21 protein-coding genes are annotated in these 20,135 nt (G+C 36.4%); 2 read left to right on the top strand and 19 right to left on the bottom strand.

Going from position 1 to position 20,135, the window contains the following annotated elements:
* Positions 1-24 precede the first annotated feature (24 nt).
* Positions 25-684, bottom strand: a complete 660-nt coding sequence (locus PZE06_RS17670; RefSeq protein ID WP_095312928.1) for an OmpA family protein — start codon at positions 682-684, stop codon at positions 25-27.
* Between the two features lie 397 nt (positions 685-1,081).
* Here PZE06_RS17670 and PZE06_RS17675 point away from each other — a divergent pair, with 397 nt between their 5' ends.
* The gene (locus PZE06_RS17675; RefSeq protein WP_137744708.1) at positions 1,082-1,600 is read left to right on the top strand and encodes an RNA polymerase sigma factor; all 519 of its coding nucleotides are present in this window, start codon (positions 1,082-1,084) and stop codon (positions 1,598-1,600) included.
* Entirely contained in the window at positions 1,597-2,412 is an 816-nt protein-coding gene (locus PZE06_RS17680; RefSeq protein WP_137744709.1) for a hypothetical protein, read from the top strand. Before PZE06_RS17675 ends, PZE06_RS17680 begins: the two co-directional genes overlap by 4 nt.
* Before the next feature lie 133 nt (positions 2,413-2,545).
* Here the strand turns inward: PZE06_RS17680 and PZE06_RS17685 are convergent, their stop codons facing one another.
* The 18 genes from PZE06_RS17685 to PZE06_RS17765 form a co-directional block, all read right to left on the bottom strand.
* Positions 2,546-4,285: a methyl-accepting chemotaxis protein gene (locus PZE06_RS17685; RefSeq protein ID WP_191963271.1), complete on the bottom strand. Its 1,740-nt coding sequence runs from the start codon at positions 4,283-4,285 to the stop codon at positions 2,546-2,548.
* Between the two features lie 377 nt (positions 4,286-4,662).
* Positions 4,663-5,355: an ABC transporter permease gene (locus tag PZE06_RS17690; RefSeq protein ID WP_191963270.1), complete on the bottom strand. Its 693-nt coding sequence runs from the start codon at positions 5,353-5,355 to the stop codon at positions 4,663-4,665.
* Entirely contained in the window at positions 5,348-6,271 is a 924-nt protein-coding gene (locus PZE06_RS17695) for an ABC transporter ATP-binding protein (RefSeq protein WP_150917194.1), read from the bottom strand. Before PZE06_RS17695 ends, PZE06_RS17690 begins: the two co-directional genes overlap by 8 nt.
* Positions 6,272-6,427: 156 nt before the next feature.
* Entirely contained in the window at positions 6,428-7,363 is a 936-nt protein-coding gene (locus tag PZE06_RS17700; RefSeq protein ID WP_150917196.1) for a sensor histidine kinase, read from the bottom strand.
* Position 7,364: 1 nt separating this feature from the next.
* Positions 7,365-8,063, bottom strand: a complete 699-nt coding sequence (locus PZE06_RS17705; RefSeq protein WP_150917198.1) for a response regulator transcription factor — start codon at positions 8,061-8,063, stop codon at positions 7,365-7,367.
* A gap of 440 nt (positions 8,064-8,503) precedes the next feature.
* On the bottom strand, positions 8,504-9,046 hold the full coding sequence (locus PZE06_RS17710) for a restriction endonuclease (protein WP_225310723.1): 543 nt from the start codon (positions 9,044-9,046) through the stop codon (positions 8,504-8,506).
* A 314-nt stretch (positions 9,047-9,360) separates the two neighbouring features.
* Positions 9,361-10,872 (bottom strand): serine hydrolase domain-containing protein, encoded by a 1,512-nt coding sequence (locus tag PZE06_RS17715; protein WP_150917200.1) that lies wholly within the window; start codon positions 10,870-10,872, stop codon positions 9,361-9,363.
* 8 nt (positions 10,873-10,880) lie between these two features.
* On the bottom strand, positions 10,881-11,393 hold the full coding sequence (locus PZE06_RS17720) for a DUF1700 domain-containing protein (protein WP_095312946.1): 513 nt from the start codon (positions 11,391-11,393) through the stop codon (positions 10,881-10,883).
* Positions 11,390-11,731: a PadR family transcriptional regulator gene (locus PZE06_RS17725; protein WP_095312948.1), complete on the bottom strand. Its 342-nt coding sequence runs from the start codon at positions 11,729-11,731 to the stop codon at positions 11,390-11,392. Before PZE06_RS17725 ends, PZE06_RS17720 begins: the two co-directional genes overlap by 4 nt.
* A gap of 328 nt (positions 11,732-12,059) precedes the next feature.
* The gene (gene cydS, locus PZE06_RS32115) at positions 12,060-12,167 is read right to left on the bottom strand and encodes a cytochrome bd oxidase small subunit CydS family protein (RefSeq protein WP_377982158.1); all 108 of its coding nucleotides are present in this window, start codon (positions 12,165-12,167) and stop codon (positions 12,060-12,062) included.
* 12 nt (positions 12,168-12,179) lie between these two features.
* Positions 12,180-13,205, bottom strand: coding sequence for a cytochrome d ubiquinol oxidase subunit II (locus PZE06_RS17730; RefSeq protein ID WP_137744722.1), 1,026 nt, complete (start codon positions 13,203-13,205; stop codon positions 12,180-12,182).
* 2 nt (positions 13,206-13,207) lie between these two features.
* Positions 13,208-14,548, bottom strand: a complete 1,341-nt coding sequence (locus PZE06_RS17735) for a cytochrome ubiquinol oxidase subunit I (RefSeq protein WP_137744718.1) — start codon at positions 14,546-14,548, stop codon at positions 13,208-13,210.
* 13 nt (positions 14,549-14,561) lie between these two features.
* Positions 14,562-14,702, bottom strand: coding sequence for a hypothetical protein (locus PZE06_RS17740; protein ID WP_170943635.1), 141 nt, complete (start codon positions 14,700-14,702; stop codon positions 14,562-14,564).
* A gap of 288 nt (positions 14,703-14,990) precedes the next feature.
* A complete protein-coding gene (locus tag PZE06_RS17745) occupies positions 14,991-15,695 on the bottom strand; it encodes a ferredoxin reductase domain-containing protein (protein ID WP_150917202.1) in 705 nt (234 codons plus the stop codon).
* 207 nt (positions 15,696-15,902) lie between these two features.
* Positions 15,903-16,655, bottom strand: a complete 753-nt coding sequence (locus tag PZE06_RS17750; protein ID WP_150917204.1) for an iron ABC transporter ATP-binding protein — start codon at positions 16,653-16,655, stop codon at positions 15,903-15,905.
* Entirely contained in the window at positions 16,652-17,713 is a 1,062-nt protein-coding gene (locus tag PZE06_RS17755) for an iron chelate uptake ABC transporter family permease subunit (RefSeq protein ID WP_150917206.1), read from the bottom strand. Before PZE06_RS17755 ends, PZE06_RS17750 begins: the two co-directional genes overlap by 4 nt.
* Positions 17,710-18,726, bottom strand: a complete 1,017-nt coding sequence (locus tag PZE06_RS17760) for an ABC transporter permease (RefSeq protein ID WP_150917208.1) — start codon at positions 18,724-18,726, stop codon at positions 17,710-17,712. The genes PZE06_RS17755 and PZE06_RS17760 overlap by 4 nt, the downstream gene beginning before the upstream one ends.
* Positions 18,727-18,745: 19 nt before the next feature.
* Complete coding sequence (locus PZE06_RS17765) at positions 18,746-19,774, bottom strand: siderophore ABC transporter substrate-binding protein (protein ID WP_150917210.1); 1,029 nt, start codon at positions 19,772-19,774, stop codon at positions 18,746-18,748.
* Positions 19,775-20,135: the final 361 nt, after the last annotated feature.

Genomic DNA, 20,135 nt, shown 5'->3' on the forward strand with positions numbered 1-20,135 from the left:
TAATTTTTTAGACTTGAAAAGCCATTATTTTTTCTGCAAAGGTTCTACTACAATCTCCACTCTGCGGTTTTTCTCTCTTCCCTCTTCCGTCTCATTCGATGCAATCGGCATTGTCTGGCCCAACCCTTTTGTTTCAATGCTTATTGTTTCCAAATTTACTTTTTTCTCTAAATAGCTTTGCACTTCTCGTGCTCTCTCTTCCGACAACTTTTGATTATATATTTCGTCTCCTTGACTATCAGTATGACCATTTATCCAGACATTGGCACCTTCATACATATTAAGCTCCTCACTTAACTGATCAAGCGTTTCAATGACATCCGATTTTAATTCACTTTTGTCAAAATCAAATAATAGATTGCTCGGAACTTCAATTACGATTTCACTCTCTTCTACCGAAATCGTTACATTTTCATCAAAATTACCCGGAGAAAACGTTCCCGGTTTGAACGTGCCCGGCTCAAAATCGCCTGGTTCAAACGTGCCCGGTTCGAAGTTGCCTGGCTCAAAATTACCCGGCTCGAATGTGCCTGGCTTAAATTGTGAGTCCTCTTCATCCTCCGCAATTTCGTTCACATTATTAGAACCTTCATTATTTTTAGCTGTTTCTTGGTTTTTCTCACTGCAGCCTGTGATCAAGAAAACAGTAAAAACAAGCAAAAAAATAAAATTGAATAATTTCACGTTTATTATTCCTCCTTAATCATAAAAGCTTTGCTATTTTAATTTTACTTTATTTTCTAAAATAAAATTAAATATTCACCCAAAACAGGAAGGAAGTTATGGTAGTGAACAAATTTAATTATAAGAGAATGGGAGAAAAGTTTGATGAACGAAGACAGGAGGGACGATTGGGCAGTGGCTCCTTATATAACTTCTATCATGCCTTTTGCATTTGCTCCAGTTAACTTTGACTCAACCTTTCATTGACAAGCGAGCAGCATCCACTTAGCAAAAGCTGCTATAAAAATTAAAACTCTGCCATCAATTCTCCATAATGACCATTCTAAAAATCTTTGACACAAATTAATATTTCACCCGTCTAATAAGGTGAATTCAATTATAAGGGGACCCTTACTTTATGACAAATGTTAGAGAGACTATTTCAGAATGGTTTTACCTATACAGCAATGATGTCTACAACTTTTTGGTTTACTACACCTGTACAACAGATGTAGAGGATTTAGTGCAAGAGGTTTTTATAAAAGCTGGGCGCGGTCTTCACTCTTACAAGAATCAATCTTCACCCAAAACTTGGCTCTTCACCATTGCCCGAAATACAGCGATAGACGAAGCCAGAAAAAAAGAGACAAAGATTAGCAAAAACAGTACAACATTCGATGAGCGCTTTTGGGAGCAGCAAACAAGCGCTAATCCGGAGCATATCCTTTTAAAAAATGAGGAACAGAAAGAGCTTTATCTCTCCATCTCTAGATTGAAGAGGAAATTTCGAGAGGTGATGATCCTAAGGGGTATTCAAGGATTATCCGTACGGGAGACAGCGCAAATATTAAATTGTAAGGAAACAGAGGTACGCACAAATTATCACCGCGCCATAAAGGCATTGCGGCAGCAAATCAGTGAGGAGGACCTCAAATGAAAAATAACCAAAATAATTTAGAGGATAAGCTTAGTAAATTACCCACTCATAGCATGAGTAAATCAAAACAAGACCGTATGCATCAGCATATCATGAATGCCCTAAACGATGTAGAGGTCCAACAACCGGAAGGGAGACATCCGCTCATGAAAAGGTTACAAATAGGAGTTGCATCAGCAGCGGCAATTGTTTTAATTAGTATATTAGGTTTAAGCTTTGTGATGAATCATGGAGAGCAAATAGGAGAACAAACTCAAACACCTAACGCGAATGAACGGGAAAATCTGCAAGAGCAGGACGAAAAAAATTCGGAGATTACTGAAGAAGAGCAGGTATCCGTTGAAGAAAAAGCAACAGAAATATACGATGCCCTTCGCAACCGAGATATGGATTTATTATCAAGTTTCGTCCATTCAGAAAAAGGGCTGTTCTTATCCCTCTATGACTACATCGAACAGTTTTCCGCTGTTTTTGAAAAAGATGAAGTTCCTGCACTTTTAGAAGATAACACGGAGTATTTTTGGGGCTATGGTGACGCCAATATGGAGCTTAAATATACGCCGACAGGTTACATGGATAGGTACTTAAAACCAGATACTTTCCTTAACTCTGATAATAAAATGTTTGACTCGGAAACACAGCGCAGCGACTTGAACGAACGCATTCAAGCAAAATTCCCTAAAGCAAAAATCGTCGAGTTTTACAAAGAACCCGTGTATGAAGATTGGAAAAGTGTATTTCTAGTATTTGAACCTAATAATGCTTCAAATTGGGAACTCGTCGCGATTATTAGTGCAGAATGGACACCTTAACTAAAGTGAATTTTGTAAAAATAGAGAACACTGTTTGTTAAAAGGGTTCAATGTCAAATGTTAACCGTGAATACCGAGAATCATTCCTCTCGGTATTCACGGTTATTTGTTACATCCTTAACCCTATTTATTATTATTTCTCAACCTTTTTAAAGCTGTTAACTTGATTGTCTAAATCCATTACGATTTCACGATTTTTCGCAACCTCATCGGAAATAACGGAAATAGAGCTTAATAAATTCGCTGTATTCTCATTAGATAGAATCATTGCTTCTGTACTTTCCTCAACAGCAGCGGTAATTCCTTGAATGCCATAAGCCATATCTGTAGATATCTTTCTTAAATCTCCGGAGGCTTTTGTTAAATGAACGAGCATTTCGTTGATCATATCCACATCCACCTTGTATGTTTTTGCCTGTTCCACAAAAACATCATAGTCGTCCAACACTTTTTTCGTTATGTAAGACATGATCTTATTAGCATTTTGAACAAGATCAGCTACTGAGGTCGTAACCAATGCACTCGTATTTTGGATATCTGTTGCAGATTTCTTTGTACTCTCTGATAATTTCCGCACCTCTTCTGCTACTACTGCAAAGCCTTTTCCGGCCTCACCTGCTTTTGATGCTTCAATAGATGCATTAAGCGCTAATAAATCGGTTTGTGATGATATCGTTAAAATATCTGCAGTAAGCTGCTTAATTCTCTCTACAGATTGGCTATTCTTAATCGCTGTATCCATTGCCTGCTTAATTTCCTCTACAACCGTTTCCATCTCTAATTTACTCTGATTGGACTGGACGAGAATCTCATCGGCACGCTCGACGATCTCAACAACCTGATTGGAGTTTGACTCTGCATGATCAGCTAGGACATTGGCTTCTGACAGAACTTCTTGTGCTCCAGCATCTATGTTCTGTATCATGCTACTCACTTCTTCCATCCCTGCCGATAGCTCATTTAAGCTGGCAGAAATATTAGAGGTGGCATCCTGGCTTTGCCCTATTTGCACACTAATATTTTTCGTGGACTTATTAATTTCATTAGAACTCGTTTTGATTGCAATGATCACATTTTGTAAAGTCTCTAAAAAACGATTAATCCCTGTTATAATTTGACCCACTTCATCCTCTGACTTGCTTTCTAATCGAACCGTTAGATCCCCTTCATTGTTCTCCAGTTTTGCGATGATATTGCTAAGGTTTGTGTGAGCATTTTTCAGAGGAGTAATGATCGTTTTCAACGATAACCAAAAAGTAACAGCAACTGTGATAATAAAGATCGCCGCCATTGACCAAACAATGACAGTAGATCGAGTTATTCTTGAATGAATCAAAGAGTTTTCATGAGCGATACGTTCATTTAGGACCGTCTGAAAATGAGCTTCCGACTCTGCCACAGCGACAGAGAATGTTTCTAAAGCATTATAGCTTTCATCAGCTGCAGCTGCATCACCTTTTTGAATATGTTCTGCCATCATCGCTGCCTGTTGAAGGAAACCTCCCATGTCCTCCATGTATGGTATATATGCATCGTGAAGTAAACGATTCATTGCTTTTTCCGAGAGTTCATCCGCTATACTTTCAATCTCATTTAGACTGATTTTTGCCTGTTCTGTATGAGTTAAAATCGCTTCTGCTCCTTCCCCTTTGTCTCCCCCTAAAATATAGGTTTGTATAGATAAATCAATCTGCCCCACCTCTTTTGCTAATTTAACCTGCTCTTTTTCCAATTTAAGAAAAGATTCCACCATGATATCTGCAGATAGTTTTACTTGTGTGTTTGTTACGCCACTTAATGTCGTATTTAAGGCAATAAGAACGGTTAAAAATATTAGGATAAACAATATACGATATGCAATCGACTTTTTCACAATCTCCATCCTCTTTCTACGATAGTTGATTAAATCCAAATCCATATATTAGAAAAGCAGTTTGCTCAATCTGAAAATATTTACATCATCCTGTTTTCAGTGATATTCCCCAACGACAGCAACCGCTTACATCAGACGATAAATTTTTTAGCCTTTTCTTTCCAGTTGCTATATTTAAATTGTAGTCTAGCATAATTTCCCTTTCATTTTGGAATTTGTTCATGAACGGTCGTTATTTTTTCATGAACGGTAAATTACACGGTAACATAGGAGCATTTTTAAGGTTAGGCTAACACTTCCCACTTTTTTTCAAATTTTACTTATAAAAAATCCCCCTTCTATTTTCAGAAGGGGGATTATTCTTGACACCATTTTATTTAGTTAACATCAACTTTTTCTATATTTTTAAAAGACATATAAGCAATCATGAATCCGATCGCTGCGAGAGTGACAGGAATTGCAATCACATTAAATAATGAAAATCCATTGATGTCAGATCCGACTACACCAACTAATAAAACCGATGTTACAATGGTTGTCGATACAGACTTTTTCATCATTCCAAAATATAAGGGAATTAATCCTAGCCCTGCAGAAAATAATGCTGTAAACAGTACTTTTACCGCTTGCTCCACAATAATCTTCATCGTGATTGTATCTGTGATAAAATGAGCGAATGAATTTATTCCGTAAAAGGCAGCACTAACAATAAAATTAGATATCACAATCGCTATAAAGGTGAAGCTTGAAATTAAAATAAGTTTGGCTAACATAATCTTATGTCGCTTTATAGGATACATGAACAAGAGGTGCATCGTTTTGTTTTTATATTCGTCAATGATCAACCTTGCAATGAGCACCCCAGAAAACACAATAAACGTTCCCCTTACCATTGTGTCGATCGCTATCAACATCGTTTTATAATCTACAAAGTAAGAATCTCCTTCGATACTATCTATAATAGGTAAAATACACGCTAATACGATCATCATGATGTTTGCAATAAACGCGGCTTTGACATAGGCAACCATTTTATGTTTTTTCATTTCCAAACGAATTAAATTAAGCAATTTTTCCGCCCCCATTAATTAACGTTAAAAAGTAATCTTCTAAAGAATGATTTTTAACATTGATCGAATGAATGGAAACGTCTTGCAAAATCAATGATTTTGATACTTCATGTTGTGATACCTCTGTTTCATATATTCTAATCATCGATGGATCGATAATTTTATAGTTTGAGATGTTCAAAGAATTCTCAAGAACGAGAGCAGCTTTTTTACTATCATTTGTACGAATTTCAATATAGTTCGTATTTTTGTTTCTAATGCTTTCCATCGATACTTCTTCAACTAAACGCCCTTCACTAATAACCCCAACTGTATCTGCCATCAATTCTATTTCTCCAAGAATATGACTGGATATCAGCAGCGTGATCCCGTACTCCTTTGAAAGCAATTGGAATAGGTTCCTTAACTCCTTGATTCCCACTGGATCAAGCCCGTTTATAGGCTCATCCAATATGAGCAATTCAGGCTTAGTAATAATAGCTCTAGCAATTCCTAACCTTTGTTTCATTCCGAGAGAAAAATCTTTTACTGCCTTATCGTCAACATTATGCAAATTTACTAAATCTAACGCCTCATCAATGGCTTTTTTATCATAATAGCCCATATACTCGCAGTGTAAATCTAAATTTTCTTTTGCGGTAAGTTTATCGTAAAAGACAGGATACTCAATAATACAACCAATTCGTTTCAACAACTCATAGGACTGATTTGTTACTCGCTGACCAAACATATTAATTTCGCCACTCGTGGGTTTTATTAAATTCATCAACATTCTCATAACTGTCGTTTTCCCTGCTCCATTTGGGCCAAGAAACCCATATATTTCGCCCTTTTTCACCCTCATATTGACATTTGAGATGACTTCCTTCCCTTGAAATGTTTTGGTTAAGTGATGGGTCTGTAAAATGTATGTCATCAAAAAACTCCTCTCTATTTCTTCTCTTCATCATACCGAGGAGAACTTTCATTTTTATTAATCAATTCTTACGCATTTCTTAAGAATTTAACTTTTTAATCAAGCAACTTCATTTCGTGTAAAACGAAAAAGCAAAAATCAATACAAAAGTTGAAATTAGTATTTAACTCGTCTAAGTTTAATCGTGAATTTCGTCTTTTCAAATGGAATACTGGAGAGTGTTATTTCTCCTCCCATTTCTTCTACTAATCTTTTGGTAATAGTCAGCCCTAAGCCGCTTCCTTGATACTGTTTATTCCGAGAGTCCTCAAGTGTATACAATCTTTCAAATACTTGATCTTTATGACTTGCTTGAATGCCTTTTCCTTGATCCCAGACGTCAATAAAAATAGACTCCTCATCATCTCGAACTTCAATACCAATGATGTTTCCATCACTTCCATATCGAATGGCATTTGAAATTAGATTTTGTAGGATTCTGTTCATGGCAACTTCATTAGCAAAAATGTATAGAGGTTGTTCAGGTATAGAAACATCTACTTGAAACCCTTTTGCTGTTAAAATATTATAAAATGATAATATATTATTTCTGCAAAGTTCATTTATATCAAGACGGCTAATAGACAGGTTCCGATCACCAGACTCTAATTTTGCTAAATCAAAAAACTTGTTCATTAACTCTAACACTTCCTGCGATTTACGATAAACTTTTTCAAGCTGAGCTCTTCTTTCAGCTTCGGATAGGTTTGCATCTTCCAGCACCATCTCAATACTGCCTAACACAACAGTCAAAGGCGTCTTTAGATCGTGCGAAATATTTGACAGCATTTTGCGCATCGCTATCTCCGTTTTATTATATTGGGCCACAACCTTTTGATTATGTTCCAATAAATGATTGATTTCAATCAGCAAAAGCTTCAAATTGGCATCATCCGTTTGTAAAATCAACTTCTCATTCGTTTTTTCTGTAAGGATTTGCTTTAGTTTCTTCTGGACATATTGAAGGTCTGCTTGTTTTTTTTGAGCCATTTTCACCTGTAGGAAAACGATTGTAAGTAAAATAAAAATAATGGAACCTACTATAATATTCATATTAAATTTCTCCAAGCTTATATCCAATGCCCCAAATCGTTTTAATGTACTTCGGATTTGAAGGGTCATCTTCAATCTTTTCTCGTAGCCGCCTCATATGTACATTAATGACATTCTCATCCTTATAATAGTCATCATTCCAGACAGATTGATAGATTTGCTCCTTTGTAAAGACGCGATTTGGTGAACTGATAAACATTTTTAAAATTAGAAACTCCTTCGCAGTCAACTTAATTTCCCGATTGTCTTTTTTTACTGAAAAATTTTCTAGGTCTATCGTTAGGCCACCGATGTTCATAATAGCTGTCACATCTTTCTCAACAGCTTTGGAGTAGTTATTGGCGCGGCGTATAGCAGCCTTTACTCTTGCTGTCAATTCAATCATCGAAAAAGGCTTCGCAATATAATCATCAGCACCTAACCCAAGCCCTATCGCTTTATCCACCTCACTATCTTTTGCCGACATAATTAAGACAGGAATCACACTTTGCTCCCTTACGAACTGTAAAAAATCCATTCCATTCATTTTGGGCAACATGAGATCTAGCAAAATTAAATCAAAGCCTTCAGCAGAAAAGTATTGAAGAGCAGACTCACCATCAAACGCTTGAACGACCTTGAATCCTTCCTTCCCCAATTGCGTCTTTACCATCTCACTAATTTCTAAATCATCTTCAACCAGCAGTATTGAATGTGACATCATCGATCTCCCCTATCAAAAACCTTAATAAGATTATCATTTCATACTTTTTACTATTTTTGCAAATCTCTTTAAAATGGGGTAGGTCATGATGAATGGTTCAGCCGTGCGAACAACCACAAATCATGAAAGAGCGACCACTCATAAAAAACAAGACTTCTTGCTTTAATGCAAAAAGTCTATGTACCGTTAATATTTCTTTCGCTAGAATCATTTTAAGGGTGCTTTCTGTGTCTTTTAAGATACGAAAAAACCGTTGCCATATATCACAACGGTTTTTCATCCTCTTATTATGAAGAATTAAAACCCATTCTTCACTAACCATTTCATCATGCTTTCTTCTCTTTTCTTAAGATCGCCATGCTGGACATCGTATTTACTTATTTTTTTAAAAACAATCTTTTTAAGTAATAGAAAGTTTCCTAACCCCTTATAAAATATTAGATAACCCCTTTATCTTCTTTAGTTTGCTGTAGCATCCAAGTCATTAAATGCTTGCGATCAATCAACCTTACCTCGTTTGAGGAAGCTAGCTTTTTAGCCTGTTCAGTAAAAAAACTATTCGTAATTACCCAGCACTCATCAGCCCTGTAATGATTCTTTGCAGAGGCTATTTCTTGTACAGCTTTTACGCCAACATTCTTCTTATATCGTTTAGCTTGGACAATAATTTTCTTATCTTTAGAGGATAAAATAAGGTCTGCACCATAATCTCCACTTGCTGGTGTTAGTTGTACATAATAACCTTTAGACTTTAACAATGCTTGAAGAAATTCTTCGAACTTCCTGCCTGACATTTTATCAACCTCTAAAATACCTGACTTTCTCAGTTTTCGTTCCCTCAGCACATTAACGATCAATGCAAGTATAAGGGAACCACCCAAAAATACTATCAATCCTAAAGTTAATAAAGGTTCAGCTGTGATGATAGACCAAAGTAGGTCTAATCCCATTTTAAATGCCTCAAAGAAATCCAGCTCCATATCACTGTGCTCCTATCAATCTATTTTAATATAAACCAAAAATTAACAACTATATTATACCAAACTATTCTGCTCAATATTTAGACTATCCGAAATAGTTTTTATTAAAATGACAAAGAAAAGGCCTCCCAACAGTTTAGCTAACTGATGAAAGACCTTCTCTATAGAAAATTTTTATGTCATAGGTTGCCGTGTTTTTTATAAAACGAAGACAAGAAAAGAAAATCATATATAAAACCGTAATTACATCATACCGCTCGCAGTCTGCTAAACGTATTAATGTTAACCATGAGTGCAAAAATGCGGTAATATCTTTAGCTGCGATATACCGTTTTTACGGGATTGCGCAAGCCAGTTCTTTTTATGGTCTTCCTTAAATCTTTAGATGAAATATAGATTGATAATACGCCGTTCAAAGCCATCAAAATAACAATTATTTTAGTTAATAATGCAACATCAGCAGCAAATACTTTGATCGTATGCCATGGAGCTCCCGTACTATAGACTAGTACCGGAATGATAGCAATAGAGACAGCTAATTGTAGCATACCAGTGATACGCCAACTATTACTTTTACCAGTTTTCCTTGATTGAATTCTTACAAGCAAATAAATGGAAAGTACAAGGAGTAAAGAAATAATCCCTATCAAAATAACTTGAACAATAGGACTAGATCGAGGTATATCCACCGGCTCATCTCCATTTAATATGTTGATAATCCCTTGTTTTAAGTAGATAAGCCCCTTTTCTTCAAAAATATGATTCTTATTCGTAAGTATTACTCCTCCCCAACCCGTTGCGGGTATAAAGAATACTTCTGCATGAGAATCAGGAGTTGAACCTGAATGCCATATCATCTCTTCCTCAGTATCTGGGTTAGAGATTCTGACACCAAGACCATAAAAACGATGTTCACCAGTTTGAACATAAGGATTCATATATAGGTTCATAGTCTCTTCACTTAAAAAATTATGATTACTCTCGTGCTGACTAAGCCATTTAATGTACTGAACCATGTCTCTTGCACTTGTGGTTAAGTATCCATATGGTGCGCCTCCATTATCATAGGTAACTGCGCTATTTCGAGGGATTCCTAACCATGACTGGTAACCCGCAGCATAGCCCTTTTTTAATGCTGTGCTATAATCAGCAGCCGCATCGTTCATTCCTAACGGCGAAAAAACTTGTTCCTCCATGTACTCCGAATAGGTTTGATTTGTAACTTCTTCAATGAGAGCCCCTAGAATTAAAAAATTCGCATTACTGTATTGATGTTTTTCCCCAGGTGCGGCGGTCAACTTAACCTTCGATAGCCTTTCTACATTTTCCCTTATTGCATTCAAATCTTTAGCTTCTCTATCTGAGATGGATAAGCCAGAATATGTACTTATCCCACTGGTTTGTGTTAATAAATGTTTGAGCGTTATTTGGGATGCAGCTTGATTGTCTTTAAGGGTAAACCATGGCAGATACTTTTGAACCGGATCATCTAAACGAATGGTGCCTTCTTCAATTAATCTCATAATGGCTAAGCCGGTTAAGGATTTACTTATCGATCCAATCGTAAAGGGAGTTTCAGTTGTTACTATTTCTTTCGATTCTCCAGTTATCCCCCAAGCCTTGAGATAAACGGTCCTACTTTCATGAACAAGAGCAATAGAAGCTCCTGGAATGCGATGTTCTTCTAAAAAGGTCTCGACATAGCTGTCAAGTGCGCTCTTGAGGTGTTGTTCTGCGGAGATTTGTGAGATTGGTAAAAATAAAATCAGCAAAACGAATACGAAACATACTAATGTAAATTTTAATTTAGATGCTAAGATTTTCATTGTCTTCTTCATCTAATGCTTAATTTTCGCACAAGAAGTTTTATAACAACCAAGGATACTAAACAAGACGTTGAAATACTGATAATCATTAACATGGAATTCCACCATGAGTTATCCGAAATTTGATAAAAGATATTATAATTAAATGAACTGTTAGTCGTCTGTGGGTTAAAGGATTCAGTTAAAAACATCGATAGTATTAGCTGGGAGCCAAGATAGGTTATGATTAATGTAAAGAATCCGATAACAAATAGTATTCCTTTCCTATCTTTTAATTTTCGTAGCTGTTTATTTTCAGAATAAAGATCTATTCCATTGAGCTCTAAAAAATCTTTGACTAATGTTGCTGGATCTCCTAACTCCTTTATGCAATCTTCCCCATGTTCACGGGATTCCTGAATATGTTCTAAAAGCTGTTGTTTGATGTTCCTTCTATTCTTTGAACTTATTTGATATTGCTTTAACTCCTCCAAAACCTCATCTAAAAATTGTTGTTCTGCCATGCTCAATTTCATTGTCATTTCAAATAATCTCCTTTCGAGCCAGTTTGCAGAAGGGATTTTATATCTTGTTGTAATTCCAACCACTCATTGATTTTGTTCTGAAGATGCACTATCCCTTTTTCATTGATCTCATAATAAACTCTAACCTTCCCGTTATCTGTCATTTCGCGGTACGTATTAACCAACTCCTGATCTTTAAGCTTAGTCAGAATGGGATAAATGCTCCCTACTCCTTTCAATTTTAAATTGTGCTCTTCCAGCTCCTTCATAATTTCATAACCATAGCTTTTTTCCTTTGACAAAATAGATAACACACACATCTCTAAATGACCTTTAATTAAACTCGTTCTATCCATATCATAAATTTAACAAAGATATATACTTCTTTCAAGTATATATCTGAAAAAGATATTCAATTTCTCCAATAGAAAATATCGTTGCTCAAACAAATCACTGAAATATGCACTTCCAAATAGTCCTAGACATAAAAAAAGCGGAAGGTCCACTAGAAATGAATGATCGCACTTCTAAACCGTCTGCTTTTTATATTTCAACAAGTATTAAGTTAAATATTCCAAAGACACACCCTAAAAAAGCATAAAACACGTTTAAATTATAGTCAGCAAGTTCAAATCACGCACTGCCTTCACAGTGTCCAAAATGCATGCCGCAAAACATCGTTTTTCATTCTTCCTTTCGGATAACCCCATCCTTTTGTACCCACCAGAACGACACCGCTATCCCTGTTCCAATCACTAAAAACGGTGCGACAAAGACTAAAAATGCATCCATCCTATAACCCCCTCAATGCTTATGCTCTGAGTTTCCTCTAACATAATCCTTATTAAATAAAAATAGCTTCAATAATAAATACAGGGAAGGGATGAGTAAGGCTAGACCTGCAATAAATGCAATAATAAGAGCCAAAGCCATAGCCTCATTCGTAAAGCTATCATATATCGTTAGATGTGGGTAAAGTAAGTATGGGTAATGAGATATCCCATAACCATAAAACGCAAATGCAAATTGGCCAATCAGCAAGCTAAAGGCTATACCATAATTTTTCCGTCTCCAGAGCAGCCATACTGTTCCTATGAATAATAAAGCTGAAATTAAAAACATCCACCAAAACGATAAAATCTCCTCATAATGATCCGCATTATGAAATCTTAACTCGTAAATAATTCCTCCTGCTGTAATGATGGTAGGCAATGCCCAAATTAATGCATAACGGCGGAGCAATTCAGTCGCAGGTGTATCATTTGCTTTATCTGCATACCAGGTTAAAAACACAGCAGAAATATACAATACAGCTGATAGGCTCAACACAACAATACTCCATGTAAGCGGACTCATAAATAAGGCCATATAATCAAGAACCGGGTTCCCATTTTCAATAAAAATGAAGCCGCCCTCTGAAATTGTTAAGACAATCGAAAGTGCTGCTGGTAATAATAAACCTGACAAACCATACATGAAAGCATATCCCTTATGTGAACGTGCTCCATATGTCTCAAACGCATAATACGAACCGCGTATCCCCAATAAGATAACAGCAATACTAACAGGTACCAATAAAGTCGTTCCATAATAGTAGGCGGTTTTTGGAAAAAAACCGACAATTCCAACAAAGAAAAAAACTAAAAATACGTTGGTTACCTCCCAAACAGGGGATAAATATCTCTGAATAATTTTCGTAAGAATATGTTGCTTATTGGTAAAGATTCCATATGCATTAAAGAAACCAGCGCCAAAATCAATGGAGGCTACAATAATATAGCCGAATAGAAATGTCCAGAGAACAATAATCCCAATAATTTCTAGGTTCAGATTCATCTATGCACTTCCCCTTTTCTATCCATCAATTCTCTTTCCACTGGATTCATCCGAAACATTCTAACCAAAACAACTACTGAGCCCACACCTAGAATTAAGTAGAGACCACAGAATAAAAGCAACATAAGATTTACATGATTACTCGTAGTAGCTCCTTCTGCTGTACGCATGATTCCGCGGAGAATCCACGGTTGTCTCCCTACTTCTGCTAACCACCAACCCGCTTCGATAGCTATAATTGCTAGTGGTCCGCCCAAAACGATTAACCACCGGTACGGCTTTGACTCAACAATAGACCACCCTTTAGCTTTGCCAATAAGGAATAACAGGGACACCCCTATCATCATCATCCCTATTACAACCATAATATTGAAGAGATAATGGATATACAATGGAGGTATATCTTCCTCAGCAAACTGATCCAAACCTATCACTTCTGCTGTCGGTGATCCATGAGCTAGAATACTCAATGCATACGGAATTTTTATTGCATACTTAATTTCTTCATCTTCATTCATAAATCCGAGTAGAATCAGTTCAGCACTTTCACTCGTTTCAAAATGCCATTCTGCCGCTGCAAGCTTTTCAGGTTGATATTCTGCCAAATATTTTCCAGACAAATCCCCAACAATTAAAGAAGTCAGAGAAAAGATTAATCCAATCTTCATGGTTAAAAGGAGTGCCTTTTTGTGATAAATATGGTTCGAACCTCTTAGCAAACGAAATGCCGCAATAGAAGCAAGTACAAAGGCTGAAGTCATAAAGGCTGTACCCACGACATGGGATACTTTAGTAGGCATCGCTGGATTAAACATCGCCATGATTGGATTGACATTTGCCAGCTCTCCATTTATTAAATCAAATCCTTGCGGGGCATTCATAAATGCATTTACAATAGTAATAAATACGGCAGAAAAGGATGCTCCGATTGCAACAGGAATTAATAGTAATAAATGCTTTCGTTGATTTTCAAACCGATCCCAAGTATACAAATATATGCCTAGAAAAATCGCTTCAAAAAAGAACGCAAACGTCTCCATAAATAATGGTAGAGCGATTACATTTCCCGCCAACTCCATGAAATTCGGCCATAATAAAGAAAGCTGTAATCCAATTGCTGTACCTGTAACCACCCCCACAGCAACCGTTATAATAAACCCTCTTGTCCACCTTCGAGCAAGCAATATATAATGTTCGTCATTTTTCTTTATACCTACCCAGTGGGCAATCATGATCATTAGAGGTACGCCTACCCCTAAGGTTGCATATATAATATGAAATGATAATGTAGTTTCTGTCAGGATCCTACTGTAGTAAACTGCCTCCTCATTAATCAATCCATTCCCTCCTTTATCCGCCTACAACTCTGCCAATAATAGATAAAAGCATAATTGCCGCCACAATAAAGGTTAGCCATACTAGTTTCCTTTCATGTCTTTGATACATGGCATTGCTTTTTCTAGGTTGTGTGTGTTTTTTCATTTGTTTCATCGTCATTCATCCTAACCTTCTATTGTTATAACGATATTATTATGTGCGAGTTTCCATATTTTACCCCTCAATAATAAAAAAAACACGGATTACTCCTGTTTAAGAGCAATCCGTGTTTTTTCTAGAGGAATGAAATTTTCTATTACTAGTAGATTTGTCGATCATTAAATTAGAAAGCGAGATACAGCAAAGTAATGTAAGTTTCTTATGATATTTAATTAAGTGTACAGCAATCCGTCAATAGAAAATGGCCATATTCTCGTATTCTTACCTTAACCCTCCATTCCATTAAAATGATAAAAACTCTGCCAATTGTTGCTCATGCTTATCGAGTATAATCTGTCCCGCCTTGATCCCCTTCACACGCAGAACATCAAGATTCTGTACGATAAATTCATTACTGCCAACAACATAGTAAAGACCATCATTGTCTGCAGCAAGATTCTTCACTTCTTCATAGTAGTCGTGACGATTATCGACAAACTGTGATGTAAACTTCTGATCAGGTGCTGATACAAAAACATCTGTAAATAAGAACTCTTTTGCTGAACGGATGTTTAAAGAATGAACACGACTCACGTTGTCTGCTCGTCTAAAATATTCAAGTACAATTGATCTGAAAGTGGCCAGACCTACACCAGATGACAATAAGTAAACATTTTTCCCTTCTCTTTTCAGTGGTACATTTGAATGCGTTTTAAATATGGCAACTTCATCTCCGACTTTAAGATTCTTTAATATCGTTTTAAACTCAGAGCATTGCTCTCTAATACGAGTTGTGATGCCAATCGCTTCTTCATAGGGTAAAGTGGAGATTGACATATGGCGAATCAAACTGCGGTTTGGTTTATCTCCAGCATTAAACCCCTCTAGTGCAAAGTGAGTGTGAGAACCTTCTTCCCATGTAAAGTCTTGCGGACAGGCGAGCAGGTACGTTCGAACTTCCGGCGTTTCTTCAATAATCTTATTTATTTTTGTCCAATATACTTTCATTATATATCCTCCCTCCATGATAAACTGCCTTACCATCTAATATAGATATAAAAAATAAATGGATTGAAACTATAGCTCTTAAGAAAATGCACCTAATAGGAAATTGAATATTCCTTCTTCTAAACACCGCAAATAGAATGGCGGTTATAATTTGGGCTAATGATCTATTAGATTTCTTGACTATATGAAATTTTTAAAACTTAGTGACTAATATACAGCTATCGGCCCATACGGACCCTCAATAATTTCTATTTTCGTTTCAAAAATGTCTGTCAAAAGTTCTGAGTCCATAATCTCTTCTACTGTTCCAAATGCCGCAATTTGCCCATCTTTCATAGCACAAATTCGATCAGAATATTTAGCTGCAAAATTTATATCATGCATAACAGTCAGAATAGTTCTTCCGAAATCATTCACAACATGTCTTAAATACTCCATCATTTGAACAGAACGAGCAACATCGAGATTGTTCAGAGGCTCATCCAATAGTACATATTCTGTCTCTTGGCACAAAACCATTGCAACATATGCTCTTTGTCTTTGACCGCCTGATAGCTCATCTAAATATCGATCTTCCAAATCTGTTAAGTCTAAAAAATCGATATATTTAGAAATAATTTCTTCGTCTTCGCTCGTCAATCTCCCCTTTGAATATGGAAATCGTCCAAATCCAGCTAGTTGTCTAACCGTAAGCCTCGTTACAAAATGATTTTCTTGTCGCAAAATAGTGACGATTTTCGCTAAGTCATTTGATTTTGAAGAAGATACATCCATACTAGAAATCATAATTTGACCTTCATCCATGTTTAAAAGTCTTCCAATCATCAAAAGAGTCGTAGACTTTCCAGCACCATTGGGTCCAATTAAAGAAGTAAACCCAGCCTTTGGTATTTCAATATTTAATGGTCCAATCTTTACTTCATCCGTATACATCTTTCTAGCATTATCAATTTTTATCATAGAGACCTCTTCCTTAAAATTACAATTAGAAATAGGATTCCGCCAAACAGTTCAATAAATACGGAAACAGCTTGAAGATTGATTACATGGTACATGAAAAAGTAGGCAGCTGTTAAGACAAAGAACCCTATAGCAAGAGCCATTGGAAAAATATATCGATGGTCATAAGTTGGCGCCGCTTGATAACTCAAAATAGCAACTAAAAATCCAAAGAAAGTAAGAGGGCCCACTACAGCCGTTGAAATGGACATCAAAACAGCAACTAATACAAGTGCATAAATAATATTAGATTGGTATTTAACGCCAAAAGTAGTAGAGACATCTTTACCAAGTGACAATATATTTAATTTCTTAGAAAAAACAAAAAGCAATAAGGCAACAGCGGTGACCATCGGAATAACAATTGGAAAATATTCAGCATCCGCATTATTGATAGAACCAATCAATCTTGTCTGCAATAGGTCAAACTCAGATGGCGCAAGAAGTTTTCTCATAAAAGCCGACACCGTATTCAACCCAGTTCCGATAATAATTCCAACTAAGAGCACAAGCTGTAAATTCCCATATTTCCCCGAGAGCAGCCATCCATAAAGGAGCAAACTCATTAAAACCATAAGACTAACTTGAAGAAAAAATGGCCCAATCCCACTGAAGCTCACCATTGCACTAGCTCCAAATAAAAACATTGTACTCGTATGAATAGCTGAGTAAAGTGATTCGAAGCCTAAAAGTGAAGGAGTGATAATTCGATTATTCGTAATCGATTGAAACGCAACAGTCGATAAGCTATGGCAAACTGCTGCAATAAGCATGGCAACGACAGCTCCGATTCTTCTTTCAACAACGGGAATAAAAGAAGGTGAATCGATCGGAACCGGATTGTTATACACTAAAAGTCCGTAGGAAAAAAGAAGACCAAGAGCAATTAATGAAATGAGCAGAAACCAATATCGTTTTTCATCTTTCTTCGTACGAAAAGCTCTAGCAGTTCTACTTTCATTATGAAGGCTAATATCGAGCTTAACATTCTCTTTCTTTCTATACTCCAACGCGTTCATCTTAGCCTCCTTGATTTCCTTTGTCTCATTAAAATCGTAATAAATACGACTGAGCCTACTGTGCCAAGGATTAAAGAGACCGGCACTTCAAAAGGCATAATAATGGTTCGAGAAATGATGTCACAAAGAGTAATCGTCCCCATTCCGCTCACACATACCCAAGGCAGATTACTTTTAAGATCGTCTCCCCTAATCATGGAAATAATATTGGGAACAATTAAACCTAGAAATGGCAAGTTCCCAATTACTGCTGCAACAATACCAACTGCAACTGCAATAAGGCCATTAGCCAAAAGAAGGAGCGTATTATAATTGACTCCAAGACTTGTGGCAACATCTTCCCCCAGACCAGCTAAAGTTAACCTATTCGCATAAATAAAAATAAGAATTGTAACGATGACAATAATCCATAAATACTCATATCTTCCGGCTTGAACAGAGGCAAAAGAACCAACAAACCATCCTTCAATTACTTGTGTCATTTGGAAAAAGAGTCCTAAAAAGGTGGAAACAGCAGAAATAACTGCCCCTAGCATCAGACCAATAATCGGAACAATTAAAGAGGAACGAAGTCTAACCCTTCTTAAGAATAAAAAGAAAATCATCGTTCCTACAAAAGAAAAAATGATTGCACCAGTCATTCTAAGTACTAAAGAGGGTCCTGGAACAAATAAATAAATAACAAGGAGTCCCAAACCTGCCCACTCCATCGTACCCGTTGTGGTAGGTTCAACTAAACGGTTCTGTGTAATTAGCTGCATAACGAGTCCTGCCATTGCCATGGCGGCTCCAGTAAGCATAAGTGCAACTGTTCTTGGGACACGAGTGATAAAAAACATTTCCATTCCATCTTCTTGCCCAGCTATATCATAAACTCCAGTAAACAGCGAAATAACACCTAAACCAATGACAATGATAATGGCTAATATAAAGGGTTTTGTCCAAATCTTATTGTGGTTATAAAACCGGGATTGAGAAAATCTCTCAATCCCGGTGATGATATTTTTAGGCACTGCGTTAAACTCCTTCACACTACTTAGCTAAAGTATTAGCCATGTTTTCAAATAACTCTATAAAAGTTTGCACTGATTCATTTAAATAAGTATCCATTGGTGCATAAATAATTTGTCCTTCAGTAACAGCCGTTGTGTTTTGAAGAGCAGGTGAATTGTCGATTACATCCTGAGCAGGGACTTTATCTGTTTCACCGGATATTGGAGCATCACGGTCTAAGACGAAGAGCCAATCAGGATTACTTTGTGCAATCGCCTCAACTGAAATCTCATCACCCTGGTGATCTGTAGTCGTATTCTCAACTTCTAAAGCTGGAATCCATCCAAAAATTTCAAATAACGGACCCCAAACACGTCCAGTGTGCGGAGCTGAAAAGTTTATATTTCCACCTGAAACGATAACACTCATCACTCTATCGCTGCCATTATACGCAGACTTAGCTTTTTCAATCGCCTGCTCAAAACTAGCTATCAATTGTTCAGCCTCTTCATTTTTATCAAAAATTTTCCCCAAATTAAGGGTAGTTTCTTTAAATCCATTTACTAAATTTTCTCCAGGCGCACTGGCTTCCTCAGAAACGTCAACATTTAGATCAATAACAGCAGCATTTGGCACTAATTTTTTTATATCTTCATAATATCCGGAAAACCTTTGACCTACGAAAACAAGCTCAGGGTCTACAGCCGCTATTATTTCAAGGTTTGGCTCACGGTGATTCCCAATATCTTGAACGTTTTCATCTAATACATACGGTGAATCCGAGGTCATTACCGCTTTTGGTACAGCAGCTAACTCAATATTCCAATCAGCCAACGTTTCAAACGTTCTATTATCCAAAGCTACTACATTCTTGGGATTTACAGGAACCGTAACCGTTCCGTGTGCATCAGTGATTTCAACTGTTGCAGGTTCGGTTGCCTCCTCTTCTTGCTCACTTGCTTCAGGTTCATTATCCTCAGGTTCACTATTTGCATTATCCGCACTTGAACATGCCGCCAACATCAAAATAAAAATGGCCATAATGACAGTTAATTTAAACTTCCCCATCTCTCTTACCTCTTTCCTTATGTATTATAAATTTTTAAAATTCAGAGCCTATTGAACTGATAAATTGACTATCTTTGTTCTTTTTTATGCCCTCATAAAATACTCTTTATCTCTATAAAACACAGGCATATCTACAACATAAAACAAGATAATAATTATCGCTGTCAAGCCAGCTCCAACTTTTCAAATAATCATTTCAATTATCCCTTTATAATTGATAATGATTATCATTACTATCACACAACTATTATCTTACTTCTAATTGATAATGATTGTCAATATCATTTATGAGAATATTTATAATAACAAGTATATTTTTATTTAAGAACGCCCCCGCCTATTTTGTTTGTAGTCAATCGTA

The organism is Robertmurraya sp. DFI.2.37, from assembly GCF_029211245.1.
Taxonomy (GTDB): domain Bacteria; phylum Bacillota; class Bacilli; order Bacillales; family Cytobacillaceae; genus Robertmurraya; species Robertmurraya methanolica_A.

Excerpts from the sequence above, each read along its gene's own strand:
- PZE06_RS17675 (WP_137744708.1), top strand. The coding sequence starts at position 1,082 with ATGACAAATGTTAGAGAGACTATTTCAGAATGGTTTTACCTATACAGC.
- PZE06_RS17680 (WP_137744709.1), top strand. The coding sequence starts at position 1,597 with ATGAAAAATAACCAAAATAATTTAGAGGATAAGCTTAGTAAATTACCC.
- PZE06_RS17695 (WP_150917194.1), bottom strand. The coding sequence starts at position 6,271 with ATGACATACATTTTACAGACCCATCACTTAACCAAAACATTTCAAGGG.
- PZE06_RS17700 (WP_150917196.1), bottom strand. The coding sequence starts at position 7,363 with ATGAATATTATAGTAGGTTCCATTATTTTTATTTTACTTACAATCGTT.
- PZE06_RS17705 (WP_150917198.1), bottom strand. The coding sequence starts at position 8,063 with ATGTCACATTCAATACTGCTGGTTGAAGATGATTTAGAAATTAGTGAG.
- PZE06_RS17710 (WP_225310723.1), bottom strand. The coding sequence starts at position 9,046 with ATGGAGCTGGATTTCTTTGAGGCATTTAAAATGGGATTAGACCTACTT.
- PZE06_RS17715 (WP_150917200.1), bottom strand. The coding sequence starts at position 10,872 with ATGAAAATCTTAGCATCTAAATTAAAATTTACATTAGTATGTTTCGTA.
- PZE06_RS17720 (WP_095312946.1), bottom strand. The coding sequence starts at position 11,393 with ATGACAATGAAATTGAGCATGGCAGAACAACAATTTTTAGATGAGGTT.
- PZE06_RS17725 (WP_095312948.1), bottom strand. The coding sequence starts at position 11,731 with ATGGATAGAACGAGTTTAATTAAAGGTCATTTAGAGATGTGTGTGTTA.
- cydS (WP_377982158.1), bottom strand. The coding sequence starts at position 12,167 with ATGGATGCATTTTTAGTCTTTGTCGCACCGTTTTTAGTGATTGGAACA.
- PZE06_RS17740 (WP_170943635.1), bottom strand. The coding sequence starts at position 14,702 with ATGAAACAAATGAAAAAACACACACAACCTAGAAAAAGCAATGCCATG.
- PZE06_RS17745 (WP_150917202.1), bottom strand. The coding sequence starts at position 15,695 with ATGAAAGTATATTGGACAAAAATAAATAAGATTATTGAAGAAACGCCG.
- PZE06_RS17750 (WP_150917204.1), bottom strand. The coding sequence starts at position 16,655 with ATGATAAAAATTGATAATGCTAGAAAGATGTATACGGATGAAGTAAAG.
- PZE06_RS17755 (WP_150917206.1), bottom strand. The coding sequence starts at position 17,713 with ATGAACGCGTTGGAGTATAGAAAGAAAGAGAATGTTAAGCTCGATATT.
- PZE06_RS17765 (WP_150917210.1), bottom strand. The coding sequence starts at position 19,774 with ATGGGGAAGTTTAAATTAACTGTCATTATGGCCATTTTTATTTTGATG.